The 17,541-nt window shown below is 62.4% G+C and carries 21 protein-coding genes; all 21 read right to left on the reverse strand.

Features of this window, described 5'->3' with window-relative positions; genetic code table 11:
• Positions 1–2,244 carry a type IV secretion system DNA-binding domain-containing protein gene (locus KWG56_RS18365; protein ID WP_201101100.1) on the reverse strand — a complete coding sequence of 748 codons (2,244 nt, stop codon included), beginning with the start codon at positions 2,242–2,244 and terminating at the stop codon, positions 1–3.
• Between the two features lie 57 nt (positions 2,245–2,301).
• Complete coding sequence (locus KWG56_RS18370) at positions 2,302–2,673, reverse strand: hypothetical protein (RefSeq protein ID WP_201101099.1); 372 nt, start codon at positions 2,671–2,673, stop codon at positions 2,302–2,304.
• A gap of 726 nt (positions 2,674–3,399) precedes the next feature.
• Positions 3,400–4,257, reverse strand: coding sequence for a hypothetical protein (locus KWG56_RS18375; RefSeq protein WP_219373723.1), 858 nt, complete (start codon positions 4,255–4,257; stop codon positions 3,400–3,402).
• Between the two features lie 675 nt (positions 4,258–4,932).
• Positions 4,933–5,292, reverse strand: coding sequence for a hypothetical protein (locus KWG56_RS18380; RefSeq protein WP_201101256.1), 360 nt, complete (start codon positions 5,290–5,292; stop codon positions 4,933–4,935).
• Between the two features lie 557 nt (positions 5,293–5,849).
• Positions 5,850–6,188, reverse strand: a complete 339-nt coding sequence (locus tag KWG56_RS18385; protein WP_201101254.1) for a hypothetical protein — start codon at positions 6,186–6,188, stop codon at positions 5,850–5,852.
• Positions 6,189–6,747: 559 nt separating this feature from the next.
• Positions 6,748–7,545, reverse strand: a complete 798-nt coding sequence (locus KWG56_RS18390; protein WP_219373724.1) for a hypothetical protein — start codon at positions 7,543–7,545, stop codon at positions 6,748–6,750.
• 522 nt (positions 7,546–8,067) lie between these two features.
• Positions 8,068–8,700, reverse strand: a complete 633-nt coding sequence (locus tag KWG56_RS18395; RefSeq protein ID WP_219373725.1) for a hypothetical protein — start codon at positions 8,698–8,700, stop codon at positions 8,068–8,070.
• Between the two features lie 285 nt (positions 8,701–8,985).
• Positions 8,986–9,180, reverse strand: a complete 195-nt coding sequence (locus KWG56_RS18400) for a hypothetical protein (RefSeq protein ID WP_219373726.1) — start codon at positions 9,178–9,180, stop codon at positions 8,986–8,988.
• 266 nt (positions 9,181–9,446) lie between these two features.
• A complete protein-coding gene (locus KWG56_RS18405; protein WP_201101250.1) occupies positions 9,447–9,773 on the reverse strand; it encodes a hypothetical protein in 327 nt (108 codons plus the stop codon).
• Between the two features lie 81 nt (positions 9,774–9,854).
• The gene (locus tag KWG56_RS18410; RefSeq protein WP_219373727.1) at positions 9,855–10,688 is read right to left on the reverse strand and encodes an LPD29 domain-containing protein; all 834 of its coding nucleotides are present in this window, start codon (positions 10,686–10,688) and stop codon (positions 9,855–9,857) included.
• Positions 10,689–10,900: 212 nt separating this feature from the next.
• On the reverse strand, positions 10,901–11,605 hold the full coding sequence (locus tag KWG56_RS18415; RefSeq protein ID WP_219373728.1) for a JAB domain-containing protein: 705 nt from the start codon (positions 11,603–11,605) through the stop codon (positions 10,901–10,903).
• A 3-nt stretch (positions 11,606–11,608) separates the two neighbouring features.
• Positions 11,609–11,773 carry a hypothetical protein gene (locus KWG56_RS18420; protein WP_201101247.1) on the reverse strand — a complete coding sequence of 55 codons (165 nt, stop codon included), beginning with the start codon at positions 11,771–11,773 and terminating at the stop codon, positions 11,609–11,611.
• Between the two features lie 432 nt (positions 11,774–12,205).
• Positions 12,206–12,583, reverse strand: a complete 378-nt coding sequence (locus KWG56_RS18425) for a helix-turn-helix domain-containing protein (protein ID WP_201101246.1) — start codon at positions 12,581–12,583, stop codon at positions 12,206–12,208.
• Positions 12,583–12,933: a type II toxin-antitoxin system RelE/ParE family toxin gene (locus tag KWG56_RS18430; RefSeq protein ID WP_219373729.1), complete on the reverse strand. Its 351-nt coding sequence runs from the start codon at positions 12,931–12,933 to the stop codon at positions 12,583–12,585. Before KWG56_RS18430 ends, KWG56_RS18425 begins: the two co-directional genes overlap by 1 nt.
• 663 nt (positions 12,934–13,596) lie before the next feature.
• Positions 13,597–13,929 (reverse strand): hypothetical protein, encoded by a 333-nt coding sequence (locus KWG56_RS18435; RefSeq protein ID WP_219373730.1) that lies wholly within the window; start codon positions 13,927–13,929, stop codon positions 13,597–13,599.
• Positions 13,930–14,089: 160 nt separating this feature from the next.
• Entirely contained in the window at positions 14,090–14,380 is a 291-nt protein-coding gene (locus KWG56_RS18440) for a DUF5983 family protein (protein ID WP_201101161.1), read from the reverse strand.
• Positions 14,377–14,703 carry a hypothetical protein gene (locus KWG56_RS18445; protein WP_201101160.1) on the reverse strand — a complete coding sequence of 109 codons (327 nt, stop codon included), beginning with the start codon at positions 14,701–14,703 and terminating at the stop codon, positions 14,377–14,379. The genes KWG56_RS18440 and KWG56_RS18445 overlap by 4 nt, the downstream gene beginning before the upstream one ends.
• Before the next feature lie 176 nt (positions 14,704–14,879).
• A complete protein-coding gene (locus KWG56_RS18450; protein WP_342393762.1) occupies positions 14,880–15,464 on the reverse strand; it encodes a recombinase family protein in 585 nt (194 codons plus the stop codon).
• Positions 15,461–15,889, reverse strand: a complete 429-nt coding sequence (locus KWG56_RS18455) for a hypothetical protein (protein ID WP_201101158.1) — start codon at positions 15,887–15,889, stop codon at positions 15,461–15,463. The genes KWG56_RS18450 and KWG56_RS18455 overlap by 4 nt, the downstream gene beginning before the upstream one ends.
• 215 nt (positions 15,890–16,104) lie before the next feature.
• A complete protein-coding gene (locus KWG56_RS18460) occupies positions 16,105–16,815 on the reverse strand; it encodes a hypothetical protein (protein ID WP_219373685.1) in 711 nt (236 codons plus the stop codon).
• 519 nt (positions 16,816–17,334) lie between these two features.
• Positions 17,335–17,505: a hypothetical protein gene (locus KWG56_RS18465; protein ID WP_201101155.1), complete on the reverse strand. Its 171-nt coding sequence runs from the start codon at positions 17,503–17,505 to the stop codon at positions 17,335–17,337.
• Positions 17,506–17,541: the final 36 nt, after the last annotated feature.

Here is a 17,541-nt window from a genome sequence, read left to right on the forward strand (position 1 = left end):
TCAGAGCCCGTCGATGATCATGTCATCGAGATCGAGGCCCTTGGTCCCCCGTCCCGTCCGGTCCTGCTTAGGCTGGTCGTCATCTGCGGTGACCTCAGCGTCACGCTTTTCCGCAACAAGAGCCTCCAGGGCCTCCGACACTGACAGCTCCGAACCCTGTTCGGCCTGATCGGCTTTCGTCCCTAGGGTGGTGACCTTTGATGCAGGATCCGGAGCCTTGTCGAGGTTCTGAGATGAAGCCCCCTCCCCCTTTCCACTGGCGCCGACGTTCTTGCCGTCGTTGTCCACCACCAATGTCAATGACGCCTGGCGTCCACCGCCAGAGGTCTGCGCAGCGGAGCCCTCGGAGGAGTCCACCTCTGAAGCGCCAGCATTCAACGCCTTGGCATGGGTTGCTGCTGCAGCTGCTCCCCTCGTCGTTTGCGCACCGTCGGAGCGACGGACGTTTCGGTTCATGAAGCGGTCCACAACGCTAGGGCCAGTGAGTGCGATGAAGGGTTCAGCCAATGGTGGAAGCGGCAGAGGCGTGAACTTCACCGTCGCGATTGGGAAGGGTCGCGAAGGGCGTCGGTTGCTGAGCTTCACGACGCCCTGGAGGGCCGGGAAGTTCATGATCTGAGTTGGCGAGAAGACGGGCTCCTTCTCTTCCTTAGGCGTGATGCCGACGCCGTCGCGGACGGTATTGGCGCCGTAGGTGGTAGCCTCCGTGACGCGGTGCATGACGCGCTCGCCAAGCATCAGGCTCATCGTCTTTGCGGTGTCAGGATCGTTCGCGCGAAGGACAAGCTTATTGGTGCATTGACCGATGATGGTGAGCGCTCTTTCGGTGCCGTAGATGTCTTTGAGCTGCGAAACCTGTTGCAGCCCGAAGAGCATCGCGCCGCCGTGTTTGCGGAGACGAGCCGGACCCTCAGCAAGTGAATCGACCCGGCCAAGGGTCGGGAACTCGTCAAGGATGATGTGGGTAGGAATAGGCGGAACACCTGTCGCCATCCTGGTCAGGATGGAACTGATGGCGATGTCCGACCAGAAGCCCAGCAGGGGACGCATAGTGGCGATGTGAGACTCGGGCGCGGATAGGAAAAGGAAGCCCGGTCGGCGTTCGGGGTAGTTGATCCATTTCTTGATCGAGAAGGGCTCGCGTTGAGTGAGCAGATAGACGAGCGGGGTAGTCCCCTGGGTCAACATCGACTCTAGGGAGGAGGTGCGCTGGCCAGCGCCCTCAAGGTGTTTCGCTGCGGGGGTGTCCCCTAGAATAGCCTTGAGGTTGTCCGAGGGGCCGAAGAATAGGTTCAGGGCATCATGGAGTGTGGCGTTCGGCCAGCGTTTCTGAAGAGCGTAACTGGTCCACGAAAAAAGGTCGCGAGCGACTTGGGTCCAGTAGGGATCACCGCTCTTCGGATCCTTGAAAATGCCGTGCGCAAGACGATCCCATTCGACCTGTTCCGTCGCATCGAAGAAAGGCGACCAACTGGGCGATCTGTCGTCGAAGGGATTTAGGATGACGTCAATCGAGGGGTCGTAGAAGTCGCGAATGTACTCGCCCTCGGGATCATAGATGATGGCCCGGTCGCCGCGTTCGCGAAGCGAAGCCAGATAACGTTTAATGGCGACGGACTTACCGGAGCCGATGCCTCCGGTGATCATCGTATGTTCGAACTCTCCGTCGTGAGGATAGTCGAGGCCGACAAGGCTTAGTGGCTTAGCCGGGGGAAGCCCCTTCTCCTTGGCCACGTCCGCATTGAAATCACGGACCTCGCTTAGCAGCTTGGTAGCCGACACGACTTCCTGCCCCTTGACCTGTCGGGTCTTCAGCTTTGCCTTGCCCGAGGTGGTGAAGAGGAAGGCCTGCAAGGAGATCAGGCTGGTGGCGGCAAAGAACCAGACGACGAAGACAAGTTTGAACTTGGAGAAATAAGCGTCGGCCAGCGGACGAACGAAGGGGAGATGGGGGATATCGGAGACGTGATAGATTTCACGATTGCTCCCCGGAACCGGCACAGAAAGCTCGTCAGGTGCGGGTGATCCGAACCATTCGAAGAGACGCGCCTGAAGGACTGTGAAGCCGTATTGAAGTTCTAGATCGGTGGCCCAGAACTGCAGCCAGATATAGCAGCAGATGGCGGGGATAAGGAGCCATTTGCCGATGAAAAGGAAAACACCATGCACCATCGCAACGGTGTGACCGAAGGTCTGTCCACCACGGAGCCATGCGGCGAAAGTTGTGTTGTTCGGGCGAGCCAAAACCAGTCTCCAAGGTGGAGCTGGTGCAGAAGCAAGATGGGAAGGGGCAAACCCCTCCTACACGTGGCTGAGGGCCTCGTGAAGAGCCTTGATGCTTTCGAGTGCGGCCAGATCTTCCGGTAGGTCGAAAGGCCGTGGCGGCAAAGGCCCGAACGCCCCGGCGCCTAACTGTGAGGCAATCGCACGGATCCGAACGAATTCTTCTTCGCTGACTTCCGACTTCAGCATGGCCGTCATCATGACAGACACGATCATCAATCGGTGGCCGATGAGCTTGACCATGTAGTCCTGGTGTCCGTCGAGGTCGGCCCGAACCAGGTCGGCCAGATAGTCGGAGACGGTTTTGCCGTTGGCCTTCGCCTTGGCTTTGGCCCGCTCAAAGACGGCTGGTGGAACTCGTGTTTGGAGCCGGGATAATGCAGAAGGCATGACAGAAGCCGCTATTTTGGGGGTCCGAAGTGCGGCACCTTAACCCATTGTAATAACGGCGTAAATATTGAAAATAACGCCGGGGGTCCGAAGTGCGGCACCTTTCGTAGATTTTTTTGTCTGCAAAAACAATGCGATAACCCCCCGCAGGTGTGCGTAATGTGTGCCGCATCTCTTCGATGCGTTCCTGAATGACCCACGAGTGGGCCATTCGCCATTCTTCATGCGAGTGGCCCTCCGTATCCGGCGAGGTCTTCCCTCACTTGTGAGGGGACCGAGCGCCCGGCGCAGTAGAGGCCCTCGGCCTCTATCCACTGCCGGGCCGGATGAAGATGACGAAGCGCTGCGCGCTTCTCCGCTACGCCTGGCCGCCGAAGGCAACGGGTCGTGAGCAGCGCTTGACCGAGACGGCTCAGCCGCCAGGGCAACGCAATCCCGACCCGAAAATTCGCAGCACCATGTGCCAGTGAGTCAAAGGGTGTGGCCGACAAGAGGCCACGGCCGACGCGGACCGGGGGAAGGAACCGGAGGCCTCTAGGACGTTGCTCGTTCGCGCCAGCTCCCCACACGCGCCCTCTTAGCGCCGCAGGCAATCATTCAATCGCCCAACCCGCCCGCCAGCCTGGAGGGTCGCACAAACGAAAAAGGGAACGCCGAGTGCGCTCCCTTTTCCAACACGCCTGAGATTTCGAGCCTGTCCTGGTGCTCCTCAGAAACCCGGTCGGTTCACCGAACTGGCGGCCTCGGACGCCAGCACCAACCGTCTGAAATTGTCGCCTGATCTAGGTTCGGCGTTTCATCCTCTAGGCCGATCCAGACCCATCGGCGCGACAGGTCAATATTCCAAGCGACAGCCGCAGGCTCGTCGTCACAGTGGTTGAGACTGAGCACCTCGAACCGGAACCGAGAGCCCAGCGCTTCGAAAACCCCGGAGCGGCGTTCGCCGCTCGGATCGCAGTTGTGGTTGAAATCCTCAAAGGCCCGAACCCGGTCAAAAAGGATCGACCATCGACCGCGCGAAGTGTGCAGATATAGATGCGGCTCGGACGCATCTTCTGTTGGCTGAAACCCCGGCGCTAGGAAGGCCATCGCACCCGGCGAATATGCATACCGGGCGCGCACCTGAGCTGCGTCCAGACCTCCGCGTCTGGCCATATCGTTGAAGCGCTGGCACTCTGCCAAACGCCCCGCCGCATCCATTGCCGGCATGTCCTCGGGTCGAACCGAAACAGCGCGCAATTCCGACCACAGGAGCGCGTAGAGGATACGCGCCTCTCGGGGAAACCATCGAGAAGAATGATAGCGGTCGACGACCGCTTTCCGGGCATAGTCGGGGAGATCGAAGAGCCGTCTGCGGACGGCTCGCCAATCGCTTGCGATCTGACGGCGGCGGCTCGCCTCCCATTCCAAAGACGCAACGCGGCGGCGCTCAAACTCTTCTTCTACAGGCCGCTGCTTTTCCGCGATCAGTGGCGCCAACAACGGCAACGCATCTTGTTTCCTCTGACAGGAGCGGCGGTAGGCCGACTCCTTGCGCGTAGTTGACTGCCATTCCGGGTGTCGAACTGTTCTCTTGAACTGCATGGCTCTATCCCCGACGACGCTTCATGCGTCGTTCGATCCGACGAGCCTGATTGCGGATGAAACGCGGCCCAGGAATGGAACCATCGACCAGATAGCCCAGCGCCACGCGAGCCGCGAGACGATCCCAGATTCCGTCGCAAGCCTCAGCATATCGCAGGGCCTCGCACACCAAGCGGGCTTCAGCCCGCCGCCCAAGGTGGAAACGCGCAGCGGCAAACGATGCGGCCTCTTCAGCAGCAGCAAAGGAACAGACCGACAGTGCCGCTGCATAGACCCGCGCCCGTTGGTGCCGGGTGACCTGTGGTGTTGAAATCATAACCCTCCCCTTTCCGACCCAGGCACGGCGAGCAGAGGTTCGCGCCCAGGGCTAAATCCTAGTTGAAGTGCGCCCGCGCTTTCCGAAGCGTGGGCGGCACAGCCGCTCGCGGACGGGGGAGTGAAACGATCATAGGTCGTGCGTCGGAGGGGTATCACCCGGCCTGCAAACGGCGTCGCCGTGAAGGCCGGGGAAACCGACGCTAAGCCGCGTCAGCGGTCGCCTTGATCGGCGAACGGGGGCAGAGCCCCCCGACATGAAATGGACTACGAATGAGAACGACAGGCGTAGGAGCCAGCGAGGCCGGCAGGCCACCGCAAGGCGACCGAGCCCGGAGTGGGCCACAAAAAGGGGGAGGCCTAAGCCTCCCCTTCCTCAGCCGAAATCGCCATCGCCCGACTTCTCTCCGAACGATCACAATGCTCCAGGTAGAGCGGATGCGCGGGTGAAACATCGTCCTGCGCCACGATCGCTAGAACATCGAGATACATGCGCCGAAACTGATCCGGCTGGGCGAAGAACCAACGCCGGAAATGTCTGTCAGCCGCATCGTAATACCGGGCGCGGATCGGTCGAACACGACCGGGATCTATCGAAGCGTGAGCTTCGATCAGTGCTGGCCATTCGTCTTGCCCGATCCCGTCAAAGTGCTCGCTCGGGTTCAGTCGCGGTGTGTCGAACACGAAACAGGCGATCCGGGCAGTCAGGGTCTCGATCATGATATCACTCCATGCAGCCACCCGATGCGAGCGGCATTGGAGCCTCGGACCTCGCGTGGGTGCCCGGCAGTCACCGGCCTAGTCGAGCGCAGCGACGACCAGGCCGGGGAAAGGCGCAGCCTTTGACTTCCGGGCTCGCGAGATACGATGCGAAGATGACGTGCGCCCTCTCTCAGTCGGGCAGGCCGTCGTCGCCCCCCATTTAGGGGCGACGCGCGCAGCGAGGCCGTCAGCCCGCCGCACCGGATGAATTGCGACAGGCGCAAGCGACAGCGGGGCCGTCAGGCCATCGCGCGTCGCAAAGCCCAGAGCGGGCCCAGCTGGTCGGGTAGGCAGGCCGTCACGTCGCCCTGGTGGGCGGCGTGGCCGAAGGCAGGCCGTCGCCGGATCCTGCTCGATGACGCGAGCGAGCGAGGCGGCCGAGGCCGAAGGCCAGGACGGTGAGATTGAGCGCTGCGGCCCCCTGCTCTGCAGTCGCCGGGTCACCGCGCGCCTTGGGCGCTGCGGTCGGCGCCGCACCTGGTCCCCGCGCGCAAAAAGGGGCCGAAGCCCCTGGGTCATGCGGGACAGCCCAGCATCAAGTCCGCCGCTTCCGGTGTGAAACGGTTCCAAAACTCTTCTTCGCCGGGATCGTTCGCACGAATGCAACGATCTTCCCAGGTATCGGAGGCCGCCACATGCTTCAGGTCTTCAAGATACTCCGCCAGCGCTGCGGCATCCTCTTCAGGGAACGGCGACCCGCCGTCCCAGAACAGGGGGTTGAGATAGAGATAGTAGGGGTTCCAACCCGACATTCCTTCGTCCACGTCCCGGCTGAACTTCTCCCAAGCCGCGTGTTGATCTGCAGCATTCAGAGCTTCAAAGGCGGCTTTGGCTTCTGCGGCGGTGTCGAACATGAAAGGCTCCTGTTGTTGTGGCCCCGAGGCGGGACGCGATGCACCCAGACAGGCACGGGTGGGCGCCCGGCTGTCACCGGAGGCGTCGGCAACGCCGGCGTCGGAGGGGAACGGCCGCCAGGCCGTTGACTGCGGGGCTCCCGTGACAGGATGGGAAGTCGCGCGCGCCCTCTCTCAGTCGGGCAGGCCGTCGTCGCCCCCCATTTAGGGGCGACGCGCGCAGCGAGGCCGTCAGCCCGCCGCACCGGATGAAGAGCGACAGGCGCAAGCGACAGCGTGGCCGTCAGGCCATCGCGCGTCGCAAAGCCCAGAGCGGGCCCAGCTGGTCGGGTAGGCAGGCCGTCACGTCGCCCTGGTGGGCGGCGTGGCCGAAGGCAGGCCGTCGCCGGATCCTGCTCGATGACGCGAGCGAGCGAGGCGGCCGAGGCCGAAGGCCAGGACGGTGAGATTGAGCGCTGCGGCCCCCTGCTTTGCAGTCGCCGGGTTACCGCGCGCCCTGGGCGCTGCGGTCGGCGTCGCAGATGGTCATGAGCGCCAAAAAAGGGGCCGAAGCCCCCGGTTAGAAGGCAAAGGCTCCCTGACCAGAAGGAGTTTCCACGAACACCGCACCAGGACCTTGCTCATATCGCGAGCGGCCGAGTTCGGACCAACCAATGAACCCGCACGCGCGAAACTTCAGCCAACCCGCTTCAATCGCCAGGATAATGCCCCATGCGCGGTCCTGCGGCGAACCCGAACCTCTGTTGACGGGCCAGCTCGTCACCCCGTCGCATACGACTTCTTGCGGTTCGGCGAACTTGCAGAGCAATGCCAGTGCATCTTCCGAGGTTTCCACCCCAACGGCACGCATCACAGATCTCGCTGTCAGAGGGGTTATGCGGTTGCCGCTCAACGCGAGCTCGACAGCCCGAATGATATCATCGTCAGTGGTGAACTGGCGTGTTTCCAGCAGATCCTTCCAGTGTTGCTCTGACATCAGATCCACCGCGTGCCACCAGGTCGCAATCCGGCATTTGGAGTATCCGGCGAGGTTCGGTGCTCCGACTTCCGAAATGGACAGCCCCATGAGGTCTTCCACATGGCGGATATAGGGGTGGGTCCGCATTCCAGGATGCATCAACCCAATCCGGCGCTGGCCGTTGCAGTCCAGCTCTCCGACCTCGATTGGAAACTGAAAGAGGCGAGAAGGGAGATTCCATGGGGCTGATACCCGAAATTCAGCCGGGACCGTGAGGCCGCGGTTCAGATCAAGGTGGTAACTATTCGGCACAAGACCCAAGGCCACGAGTTGTTCGCAGACTGGATCGGGAATGATCTCGACTACCGGAGCTTCGACTTTGGTTTTGGCTTTGGCCATGATGTTTCTCCTTCAGCCGGTCCCAGCGACCGGCGATGGAGCTTCGAGGCATGGGTGGCGCTTGGCGGTCACCGGAGACGGCGGCAGTGCCGTCGTCGGAGGGAAACGGCCTTCAGGCCGTTGACGGCCAGGCTCCCATGACACGATGCGAAAACGACGGCGCCCCCTCTCTCAGTCGGGCAGGCCGTCGTCGCGACCCATGGGGAGCGGCGCGCGCAGCGAGGCCGTCAGCCCGCCGCACCGGATGAAGAGCGACAGGCGCAAGCGACAGCGAGGCCGTTAGGCCATCGCGCGTCGCCAAGCCCAGAGCGGGCCCAGCTGGTCGAGTAGGCAGGCCGTCACGTCGCCCTGGTGGGCGGCGTGGCCGAAGGCAGGCCGTCGCCGAATCCTGCTCGATGACGCGAGCGATCGAGGCGGCCGAGGCCGAAGGCCAGGACGGTGAGATTGAGCGCTGCGGCCCCCTGCCCTGCAGTCGCCGGGTCACCGCGCGCCCTGGGCGCTGCGGTCGGCGTGCCCCGATCGTCAGGCTTCACTTTCGAGCCAGGTTCGCAGCTGGGCCCGCATATAGCCGATCTGGTCGTTGATAATCGTGACGGGTGCATATGCTTCAATCAGGCCCTCGTCGCGCATTTCGGCAATGAAGGCTTTGGCGACGCGGACATAGTCTTTGCCGCCACAGACTGCGACGCTCCTGAAGGGACGCCCCGCGTCCCGCCTCATGCGGCAGATTTCATTGCCGCCTGTCTGCAGAGGGCCTCGACCGGCGAGGTGGGCCAAACGCCCACGCTCTGTCCTGAAGGTCGGCTTCGAATAGGGGTAGTATCCTGCAAGGCCCCGCTCAATCATCAGACCCGCGCCCTGGCGTGACAGCAGATTATTGTAGTCAGGCAGGGGCGACCTTGCGTCGCCCAGGCCGAACCGTGCCGATAGATATGCGACAGCGGCCATTGTTTCGTCAGGGTCGACAGCCTTGAGGGTCTGCCATAGCGGCCCGACATACCGCTGGCGGGCCGTCAGGCCCTCGCCAGGGGCCTTTGTCGCGCTGCAGGCCATGATGAGCAGCCGGGAGGGCAAAGAGGCTTCTGGGATGACGACAGGGGCCTCGAAATCGAGATCGTATTGACGAAGGCTTTCGGTGAGGCTGGTGTTTCGCATGACGGCTCCTTGATCCGCGCCGCCCTGGATGGGCGGTGTTGACCAGATCCGTGCGCGAGGTGCCGGCCCGTCACCGAAGGCTGCAGAGCAGCCGAGGAACACGGCGCAGCCGTTGACGGGATAACCGGCGGAGCCCTTGCAGTAGGATTGGACGACACCGCGCTTACCGCCGTGTCACCAAGTAGGTTCGTCGCGCGAGCGGCGGACCTGTGGCCGCTGCGTCAGAGGATTTTCCTCTGGCGCAGGGGACGCCCCCAATGGATGCCGCGCTCTTTCCCCTGAAGATCAGCCTTCGGTTATCAACTGGCCTGAGGCAAAGGCCTTAGCCGCTTGGGCCATTTCAGTGCTCACGGGACGCTGCCCGTTCATCATTTGCCGAAGTCGCGTTCCTCCGGCCTCATGCTTGCCGATCGCTCTAAGCCAGGCAGCATCGGACAGACCGGATTGGCTAACTATCTTCTTGAGCGCGTCGGCCGACATCGCGGGGTCCTGGTTCCAGTCTCGTAGTTCCCTGCTATGGACACTCCAAGACGGCGCGCGAGGCCCGGTTTTCTTGACGAGGGTTATCACCCCATCGTCGCCGCGCTGGATGTATTGATGCGCCTCAAGAGCTGCGATGTAGGATCGGAGCCCGTCTGCACTACATCCAAGAACGTCCGCCAAGGCACGGACACTCTCAAAAGGTTTATGCTTCAAGGCGTCCCAGGCTGCTTGGCGATATCCCGTGGATCGAAGCCGGACCTTCACTAACAGGCCCTCTTGTATCCTACCGCACCGGCTGACGCGTCAGCCGACAGGGTGCAAATAATCAATCCGTCTTGGTCAGAATAGTACGCGCGGCCATCAGACTTGATCTTTTGGGCGCAGCGCTCGGCGTTCGATGCGATAATGCCGATCCAACGGACGCGCTTGGCTTCAGAGTTGATGGCCTTGTGATCTCGCCCGTTCAGATCCTCATAAGCCGCCAAGCGTGTCAGAGCGTATTCGCGCGCTGCTTCAGCGCCCTTGTTCACGATCTGCATGGCGAGTGTGAAAGTGGCTTCGGCGCGGGCGATGTCAGCTGAAGTGTGCATTCTAGTCATCCTCTATATGGGCGGCCCGTGGGGCCTGTTGACCGGGTTAAAATAGCAGAACAGAAACCGGATTACACGAGTTTACTGGGGGCCAAGTTTTCGAGCTTCCATGAGGACCAGCTCTGCAAGGCAGTAGTTAGAACCCGGAACCACCACATAGCCGCGACCATAGGTTTCCGGCGTGGGCTTCTCGATCCCGTCAAGATCGCCGTTCTTTTCAAAAACCGCGTCGATTGCCCTTTGAAGATGCGCGGAGGAATAGTCGCGCCCGGTGTTTAGGTAGTCCACCCCGCCAAAAACCATATGCCACGGCCCAACCTTGTTGCTGTGCAGGTCTTCGTGCGGGTCGTAATAGCCGGATTTGTACTTTCCAGTGATTGCGTCGACCTGATCTACCGTAGGCCCATCGGTCCACTTGACCGAAACGGACCCATAGTGGCGCTTCGTCACTGAAAATTTCATGCCGGGGAACGCGGCTTTCAGTTCTTGCCTGATGTTCTTTGCGGCCAGCTTGCCCGAATAGAAGTCTTCGCCCTGGACAAGTTTGCTGTGCGTCGGGTCTGCTTTCAGCGCGGCGACCTCGGCGGCGATCCGAACGGCCTTCATCTCCTCGGCGCTGGCTTTCGAAGCTTTGACGCAGGCGGCGTTGGCCAAGGCTGCGGCGATTTCCTCGGCGTCCGCGACACCTTCCCGGATCGACCATTGAACGCCAAGTATGACCGCTTCGGACACGTCCCGAGCCACGGCGCCATTCGCGAACACGACAGAATAACGCGCGTTTCCGCCTGTCGTCACAGCGCCGCCCGCCAGCTCTCGCACCGTGGCCGGTGCCGGGACGCCAGCGGCGTCATAGACGATGCCCTCCCCAAAATAGTGAAGCACGCAGGTTACGCGGGTTCCGATGGTGATTTTCATTTCGGCTTCCTTTTCAGGCCTGGGTTTGCTGCTCGCCTGCAAACCTTGGCCCTCGCCGAGAGCGGGGGGTGACACGTCAGAATCCGAGCCTTGCGCAGGAAGGCTCGCCTCGCGCCAGCGGGGTTGATTTGACGTGGAGGGGGGCAGAGCCGCCCTGAGACACGGCCAAAGGCCGCAACCATCATGAGGGCGCAAAAAGGGGGCACTGCCCCCTAGATAAGCCCCTTCACCTTGAAGCTGCAGAAGGTTCCACGGCTGACAATGATGTGGTCGTGAACCTTGATGTCGAACACGGCTGCAGCCTTGATGATCTGCTTCGTCATCTTGATATCGGCTTCGCTTGGCGTGCAATCGCCCGACGGATGGTTATGGGAGACTACGATTGCATTGGACCCAAGCTCGATAGCCCGACGAATGATTTCGCGCGGGTACACGGGGCAATGATCGACAGTCCCGGTCCACATCGGATTGTCTTCGATCAGATGGTTCTTGCGATCGAGGAAGAGGACGCGGAACTGCTCGATAGGGAGATGCCCCATACGAACCTGTAGGTAGTCCTGAACGACGGTGAAGCTGCTCAGGGCTTGCCTATCGAACGATGAACGCGAGACCCGCGCCCCGATCTCATGGGCCAACTGAAGCAGATCGTGGACGTGATGGTCTATTCCAGTCCGGGCCACAAACTCCGCCCTTGAGGAGGTCGCGGCCTCCGCGATTGTCGGGAAGGCATAGAGCACGGCAGAGGCCGCCACTTCGGCCCCGACGCTGGCCAGCATTCGTGAGAGCACCTCGTGATCGTTGAGGCACTCAAGATCCAGAGGCGCGGCGGTTACCGCCCTGGACGGCCAGTCGATCTGATCCGCTGGCTGAAAAACGGCCGAGGCCTCACGCAGGGCGAGTGACAGTTGCTTGCTCATCGTTCAGCCCTCCACCTGTTGGGCTGTCACCCAAGCGAGCGGAACACCTTCAAAATCCGCCACGATGCGGCAGGCGGCCTGCGGGGACTGCGCCCAGGTGATGAAGGACTTCTTGTTGGCCACAAGCAGCTGATATTTGTGGATCGTGAGGCCATTCAGCAGGGTCATTTCGAAACTCCTCTAGGCCGGTCCCAGCGACCGGCGATGGAGCTTCGAGGCATGGGTGGCGCTTGGCGGTCACCGGAGACGACGGCCGTGCCGGCGTCGGAGGGAAACGGCCTTCAGGCCGTTGACGGCCAGGCTCCCATGACACGATGCGAAAACGACGGCGCCCCCTCTCTCAGTCGGGCAGGCCGTCGTCGCCCCCCATTTAGGGGCGACGCGCGCAGCGAGGCCGTCAGCCCGCCGCACCGGATGAATTGCGACAGGCGCAAGCGACAGCGGGGCCGTCAGGCCATCGCGCGTCGCAAAGCCCAGAGCGGGCCCAGCTGGTCGGGTAGGCAGGCCGTCGCCGGATCCTGCTCGATGACGCGAGCGAGCGAGGCGGCCGAGGCCGAAGGCGAGGACGGTTTGCGGCGCCGCAGCCCCGCATCCGATCCCTCAACCGGCAAGGGCCTGACGCCGCACCCGTCCAGTGGGGACGTTGGGCTCGTGATCCTTTGCGACCTTGCCTTTAAGGGTTAGCGCTACAGTCGGGCGATCGGGAAAATCGACGGTCAGTCGCAGCTTTCCGCCCAGACCTGCGATATGCCGGGCTAAGGCCTCGATATTCATGTTCTCAGCGTTTTCGGCGCGCGAAACCCGTGCTTGGGTCGATCCTGTGGCCGTCGCAAGCTGCTGCTGCGAAATCTTCACGGCCTCGCGGATTTGGCGAAGGGTGAACTCGCGCACGATCTGTTCGGCCCCGTCACGGATCGCCGCCTGAGCCTCGGGCGTTTGCCGGGCCATCATTTCAGAAAGGGGAACGGGCTTTTTCATCATTTGTAGCCTTTCAGATGGGTTCCATACCGCTTTTCAGCGGTTGCTATGAGGGTGTCGTAAAACAGCACCTGGCTCATGCCGGATTTGCTGCCACCGCACAGAAGGATGCCTTTGCGGCTCGGGTCGAAGATGTAAGCGACCCGCCATTCGGAGCGCCCCTCCTTGAACCTCAGTTCTTTGAGGTTCTTCAATTTCGACCCGCTCAAGGTGTCCGCATGGGGACGGCCGAGGCGGGGGCCGGTTGTTTCCAAAGCAGTCGCCAGCTTCAGAATCTCAGCCTGAACGTGAACAGAGTAATCGTCGAACTCGGGTACGAACTCAGGGTGAAATTCAATCGTCCAGGTCATGTGGCTTTATACCCGATTTGACATATGCTTGAAAGTGCATAATTGGCCAGTCCTCCAAAACATCAGTCACCGCGACTGACGATGGCCGCCTCGGGCATGGGTGGCGCTCGGCAGTCACCGGAAAGAGCGGCGATGCCGCGATTGGAGGGGAACGGCGGAGCCGTTGACTTCCGGGCTCCCATGACACGATGCGAAATCGTCGTCGCCTAACCTCTCATTCGGGCAGGCCGTCGTCGCCCCCCATTTAGGGGCGACGCGCGCAGCGAGGCCGTCAGCCCGCCGCACCGGATGAAGAGCGACAGGCGCAAGCGACAGCGAGGCCGTCAGGCCATCGCGCGTCGCCAAGCCCTGAGCGGGCCCAGCTGGTCGGGTAGGCAGGCCGTCGCGTCGCCCTGGTGGGCGGCGCGGCCGAAGGCAGGCCGTCGCCGGATCCTGCTCGATGACGCGAGCGAGCGAGGCGGCCGAGGCCGAAGGCCAGGACGGTGAGATTGAGCGCTGCGGCCCCCTGCCCTGCAGTCGCCGGGTCACCGCGCGCCCTGGGCGCTGCGGTCGGCGTCGCACCTGGCCATGAGCGACAGGCGCAAGCGACTGCGAGGCCGCAAGGTCATCGCGGGTCGCCAAGCCCGGAGCGGCCACAGCATGACCGCTCCGGGCGAGGTTCCATCAGCTGGCGGAAGCGCTGTTCCCGGCCGCCGTGAGATAGGCCTCAGCGCTGACGACGCTTGCCTGATACTGGCAATCATCGGGTATCTTTTCGCTGGGGCAGTAGATGTGGGAGTCAATCGCCTCTTCGATCAGTCCGGACATGGATTTGATCAGTGCCAGACCGACATTGTCGATCGCGTCAGCCGTGGCCGTGCGCGCCACCTGGGCGCGGGCCTGAGTGATTAGGCCGTCCAGAATGGCGATAGCATCGGCGCCTGAAGCGTGGCCGTCCTGCTCTTCGCCTGTTTCAAGATTGGCGATCTGTGCGATCAGTTGGAAATACTCGATCATGGTGTCCCTGCTTTGGTCCGCGAACCGAGGCGGCTGGCGGTAAAGCCCATCTGCGCGGGGTGCGATGGTGTCACCCGCCTTGGCGGGGAAACGGCTCGCCGTTGACATCGAGGAGCCCGCGCGACGATGGCTTGTACGCCACCGCCGCGCGGACCTGGGGTCACCACTCGTTGTAGGGCAACCCAGATTCGACCGGATCTAGACCGTCGGCGTCGGAGTCGAACAGCACGTAGTGGAAGCCGTGCTTCACCGCGAGCTGAAGGACGCGCCAGAGGTCATCGAAGCCGCCCTCTTCGCGCTCCTCGTGGCAATAGACGAAGAAGCCGTGGACGGCGGGAATAGTCGTCGCCCAAGGGATCTGTTTGGCCATCGCCGCATCACAGGTCGCCTGTGAGATATGCGCAGTCGAGACGTTGAGAAGCTTCGATGTGGCTTCAGCGATGCTGCTCATGCGAGGGCTCCCTGCAGGACGCTGCAGAGATCGACGCGCAGGCCGGAAATGCTGCCGAGATCGTTGGCCAGGTCCCAGGCCTCGGTGAGGGTGGCGCCATCGGGCGTGTCGGTGATGACTTCGACCTCGCCGTACAGGTTCACGCCATAGACTGAGAAGAACTGCGCGTTCGCGAGGGTCTGGCCGGACGTGCAGCCTTCGTCGGTTTCGCAAACCGCCGAAAGGAAGAGGTGGGTGAAGTCGCTCCAATCGGGGGGAGCGAGGTCGGTGCAGCATCCGAAGAGCCGCAGTTTTTCGTCATAGTTCATGCTGGCCTGAGCCATTTCAGTTCTCCCTTTTCAGTCGCGGCTCGCCGCGACCGCGCCAATCAGGGAGGGATTGCCGAGAACGCACCCGCAGGGCTGGAACGCAGTGGAAGACGGCGCAGCCGTTGCGGCCGAGAAGCGCCCTCCCCTGCTGGGCGTGATCTGTGCGGCGACGCGCCGGGAGAAGTGCTGGCCTAGCCGAGATAGCGATAGACGGTCGCGCGACTGACGCCATGCCGAGCCGCCGCTTCGTTGGCAGAGATCTTCCTTTCGCGAAGGGCGACCTTGGTCTGCTCCCATTCGGTTGTCTCGTGGAAGGGAACGGATCTGTTTTCGGCGCTGAGGGCGGCGCCGAAGATGCGGGCGGCCTGGGCCAGCGACAGAGGCGTGTGACTGTTCACGTCCTGATCGAGGACGACGAGCCGCGCGCCGATCTGGTCGACCTGGGCGATGACCGCGAACACGTCGCGAAGATCTGCGCCGATAGCGGAGAGGGAAACGATCGCCAGGGTGTCGCCGGGGGCGAGGCCCTGAAGTGCGGCATCAAGGATCGGGGTCAGAGCGGCCCCGATGCGGCGTTCTTCAGCGAGGATGTGACTGGCGCCTGCTGACTGGAGCCGTCGAGTCTGTTCGGCGATCATCCGTGGATCGTCAGAGCGTGCATAGCCGATCATGAAAAAAGCCCCCGTCTCAATCTCACGCAAGTTGAGACTGAGACAGAGGCTTTCGTCTAGGACGCTACCGCAGAATTGCGATTTCGCAATATGCGGCGACCTCATGCGTTGAGGTGACGCAACAACGAGAGCTGCAGACCGGCTGTGTAGGCGCCGGGGTTCACCTGAAGCTGGGCGGCGCGAAGCGAAGCGGCGTCCGCCAGCTGGTCGATGACCTCCGCCAGCGCAGAACGGTCGAGGACCTGGACGGCACGCGCGAGTTTCAAAGCGGCCTGGGCGACGAGGCCTGCGCTCTCGCCAGATCCGTGTGTCTTGAGGAGGAATGTCAGGTTCGACATTTGACGCCAGGCGCGACGGCGCGCGTCATCGCTGATGTTGAGCGTCAGGGCGCAACTGATCAGGATTGCGGGGCCAAAGCGCGGATCCTTCCGCTGCGCCTGGTCGTGAGCACCATCTGCATCGGTCTGGATCAGCTGCACCACGTCGAAGAGATGACGGGCGACGGTCATGAAGGCGTTGGAGACGCTCAAGCCTGTGAGCCTCGCCTTGACGATCTCGGGAGAGCAGAGGCCGGGAAGAGTTAGAAGGGTCATGATGAAGCTCCTGAACCGCCGTGGATCGGCGGCCCGACCGCGCCACGCGGGCCAGTGACGGGAGGCAAGGGTTTAAGCGGAGCGTCCCTTGCCGCCCGAAGAACGGCCCGCGCACGCTGGGCAGGCCGTTGATCGAGGAAGGCAGGGACGGCCTAGAACAGGAAGGCCATTTGTCCGCCCTTGTCCTGGAACACCTCTGGGGCCGCCATGTCGGCGGGGCTCAACCAGGGGAACTCCTCGGTCGGGTCTTTCCTGTGCTTGGCGTTGATGAAGACGGCCGGTTGCTTGTGGAGCAGAGCGTCGATCCACTCTGCAGCGGCTTCATCTAGCGAGGTGCCGTAGATCGGCTGAACGCCACTCAGGGAACGGTAGCCTGTCTCGGAGACGAACGGCCCTGTCTTGGTCGCTGCGTGTAGGCTGGCCCCCATGAAGGATTCGAGGCCAGAGTAGCAAACGACCGCCTTGATGCCGTTGTGCTCTACGAGAAACTCGCCCGTCTGGCCCCAATGAGGAACCTCGCCCGGCTTTGCCCGCAGCGCTGCGCGGATCCGAGGCCCTGGAGCCGAAGGACCGTCCTCGGAGGCGAACGGATCTCCGCCGTTTGCCTGAATGACGCAGGCCTTGAAGCCTGCCATCGCGGCCAGCATCATGTCGGGATCGGCGTAGAGGATTGCGCGGTCATATTCGCGAGCGTGGACGCCCGCGATCTTCACCAGAGCGTCGAAGTCAGTCGGCAGACCGGGCATATATCCGTTTCGGCATTGACCCCAGACATAGCCCCAGTCGCGACCCCGCTCCGCGGGGACGAAAGCGGCTTTGTAGTCGAGGCCGTAGATCTCTTCGGAATGAACTGTGTTCGCCATGTGTATCTCCATTTGCCTGAAGGGCTGATGGAGAAGGCTTGGCGCGAGGTGCCGGCCCGTCACCGACCAGAGCGACAGCGGCGGGAGGGGAACGGCTTCAGCCGTTGACGGGATAACCGGCGGAGACCTTGCGGCAAACTTGGACGATCAGCCAGGAGACAACCAGAACTGCAAAAGGCCCCGGCAAGCAGGAACCGGGGCCTTCGCAACAGCAGGAGGGCGGCGCTGTCATCGCCGGTCTGGAGAAAGGGGGAAAAACCAGACAAGGACTTGATAGGCGGTCAAGCCCCACTGCCGCTAGTCCAGCGCCGCAATATCGGAGCGGCGCTGGCCAGGCAGACGAAGCCGGTGAAACGGCGAAAAGACGCGGCCCCTATTCGGGGTCCGCGTCGTCGCTTTCATCCGGCGAGCAGCTTGTGCCGCAGCTGGGGCAGTCATCGTCAACCGTGGACGAATGCCGATCCTCCCACGCGGTGCCGCAAGGGCATTCGTAGTAGTTGATGAACATCGACGCCTCCGTCATCCGACACACCAAGCCATCAAGGACGTGAAGACCGCTGCCGCGCCGGACGACACGATCTGGTCGATGTAGCTCGTCCAGGGCAGACGATGCGTGAATGTCTGCACGGTGCGGAGGATGGCGATGACAGCGAAGCCAGCCGCCACGACGAGGAAACCGGCTGCGATCATTGCCCGCCCTCGCCTTCGACTGGCCAATGGTCCTTG

This window comes from Brevundimonas nasdae, assembly GCF_019395145.1.
GTDB classification, from domain to species: domain Bacteria; phylum Pseudomonadota; class Alphaproteobacteria; order Caulobacterales; family Caulobacteraceae; genus Brevundimonas; species Brevundimonas nasdae.

Bases quoted from the DNA above. Each gene is read 5' to 3' on its own strand.
- KWG56_RS18420 (WP_201101247.1), bottom strand. From the start codon at position 11,773: ATGACCCTGCTGAATGGCCTCACGATCCACAAATATCAGCTGCTTGTG.
- KWG56_RS18400 (WP_219373726.1), bottom strand. From the start codon at position 9,180: ATGTCGGCCGACGCGCTCAAGAAGATAGTTAGCCAATCCGGTCTGTCC.
- KWG56_RS18440 (WP_201101161.1), bottom strand. From the start codon at position 14,380: ATGAGCAGCATCGCTGAAGCCACATCGAAGCTTCTCAACGTCTCGACT.
- KWG56_RS18385 (WP_201101254.1), bottom strand. From the start codon at position 6,188: ATGTTCGACACCGCCGCAGAAGCCAAAGCCGCCTTTGAAGCTCTGAAT.
- KWG56_RS18410 (WP_219373727.1), bottom strand. From the start codon at position 10,688: ATGAAAATCACCATCGGAACCCGCGTAACCTGCGTGCTTCACTATTTT.
- KWG56_RS18395 (WP_219373725.1), bottom strand. From the start codon at position 8,700: ATGCGAAACACCAGCCTCACCGAAAGCCTTCGTCAATACGATCTCGAT.
- KWG56_RS18405 (WP_201101250.1), bottom strand. From the start codon at position 9,773: ATGCACACTTCAGCTGACATCGCCCGCGCCGAAGCCACTTTCACACTC.
- KWG56_RS18375 (WP_219373723.1), bottom strand. From the start codon at position 4,257: ATGCAGTTCAAGAGAACAGTTCGACACCCGGAATGGCAGTCAACTACG.
- KWG56_RS18425 (WP_201101246.1), bottom strand. From the start codon at position 12,583: ATGAAAAAGCCCGTTCCCCTTTCTGAAATGATGGCCCGGCAAACGCCC.
- KWG56_RS18390 (WP_219373724.1), bottom strand. From the start codon at position 7,545: ATGGCCAAAGCCAAAACCAAAGTCGAAGCTCCGGTAGTCGAGATCATT.
- KWG56_RS18445 (WP_201101160.1), bottom strand. From the start codon at position 14,703: ATGGCTCAGGCCAGCATGAACTATGACGAAAAACTGCGGCTCTTCGGA.
- KWG56_RS18460 (WP_219373685.1), bottom strand. From the start codon at position 16,815: ATGGCGAACACAGTTCATTCCGAAGAGATCTACGGCCTCGACTACAAA.
- KWG56_RS18465 (WP_201101155.1), bottom strand. From the start codon at position 17,505: ATGATCGCAGCCGGTTTCCTCGTCGTGGCGGCTGGCTTCGCTGTCATC.
- KWG56_RS18415 (WP_219373728.1), bottom strand. From the start codon at position 11,605: ATGAGCAAGCAACTGTCACTCGCCCTGCGTGAGGCCTCGGCCGTTTTT.
- KWG56_RS18380 (WP_201101256.1), bottom strand. From the start codon at position 5,292: ATGATCGAGACCCTGACTGCCCGGATCGCCTGTTTCGTGTTCGACACA.
- KWG56_RS18435 (WP_219373730.1), bottom strand. From the start codon at position 13,929: ATGATCGAGTATTTCCAACTGATCGCACAGATCGCCAATCTTGAAACA.
- KWG56_RS18370 (WP_201101099.1), bottom strand. From the start codon at position 2,673: ATGCCTTCTGCATTATCCCGGCTCCAAACACGAGTTCCACCAGCCGTC.
- KWG56_RS18430 (WP_219373729.1), bottom strand. From the start codon at position 12,933: ATGACCTGGACGATTGAATTTCACCCTGAGTTCGTACCCGAGTTCGAC.
- KWG56_RS18450 (WP_342393762.1), bottom strand. From the start codon at position 15,464: ATGAGGTCGCCGCATATTGCGAAATCGCAATTCTGCGGTAGCGTCCTA.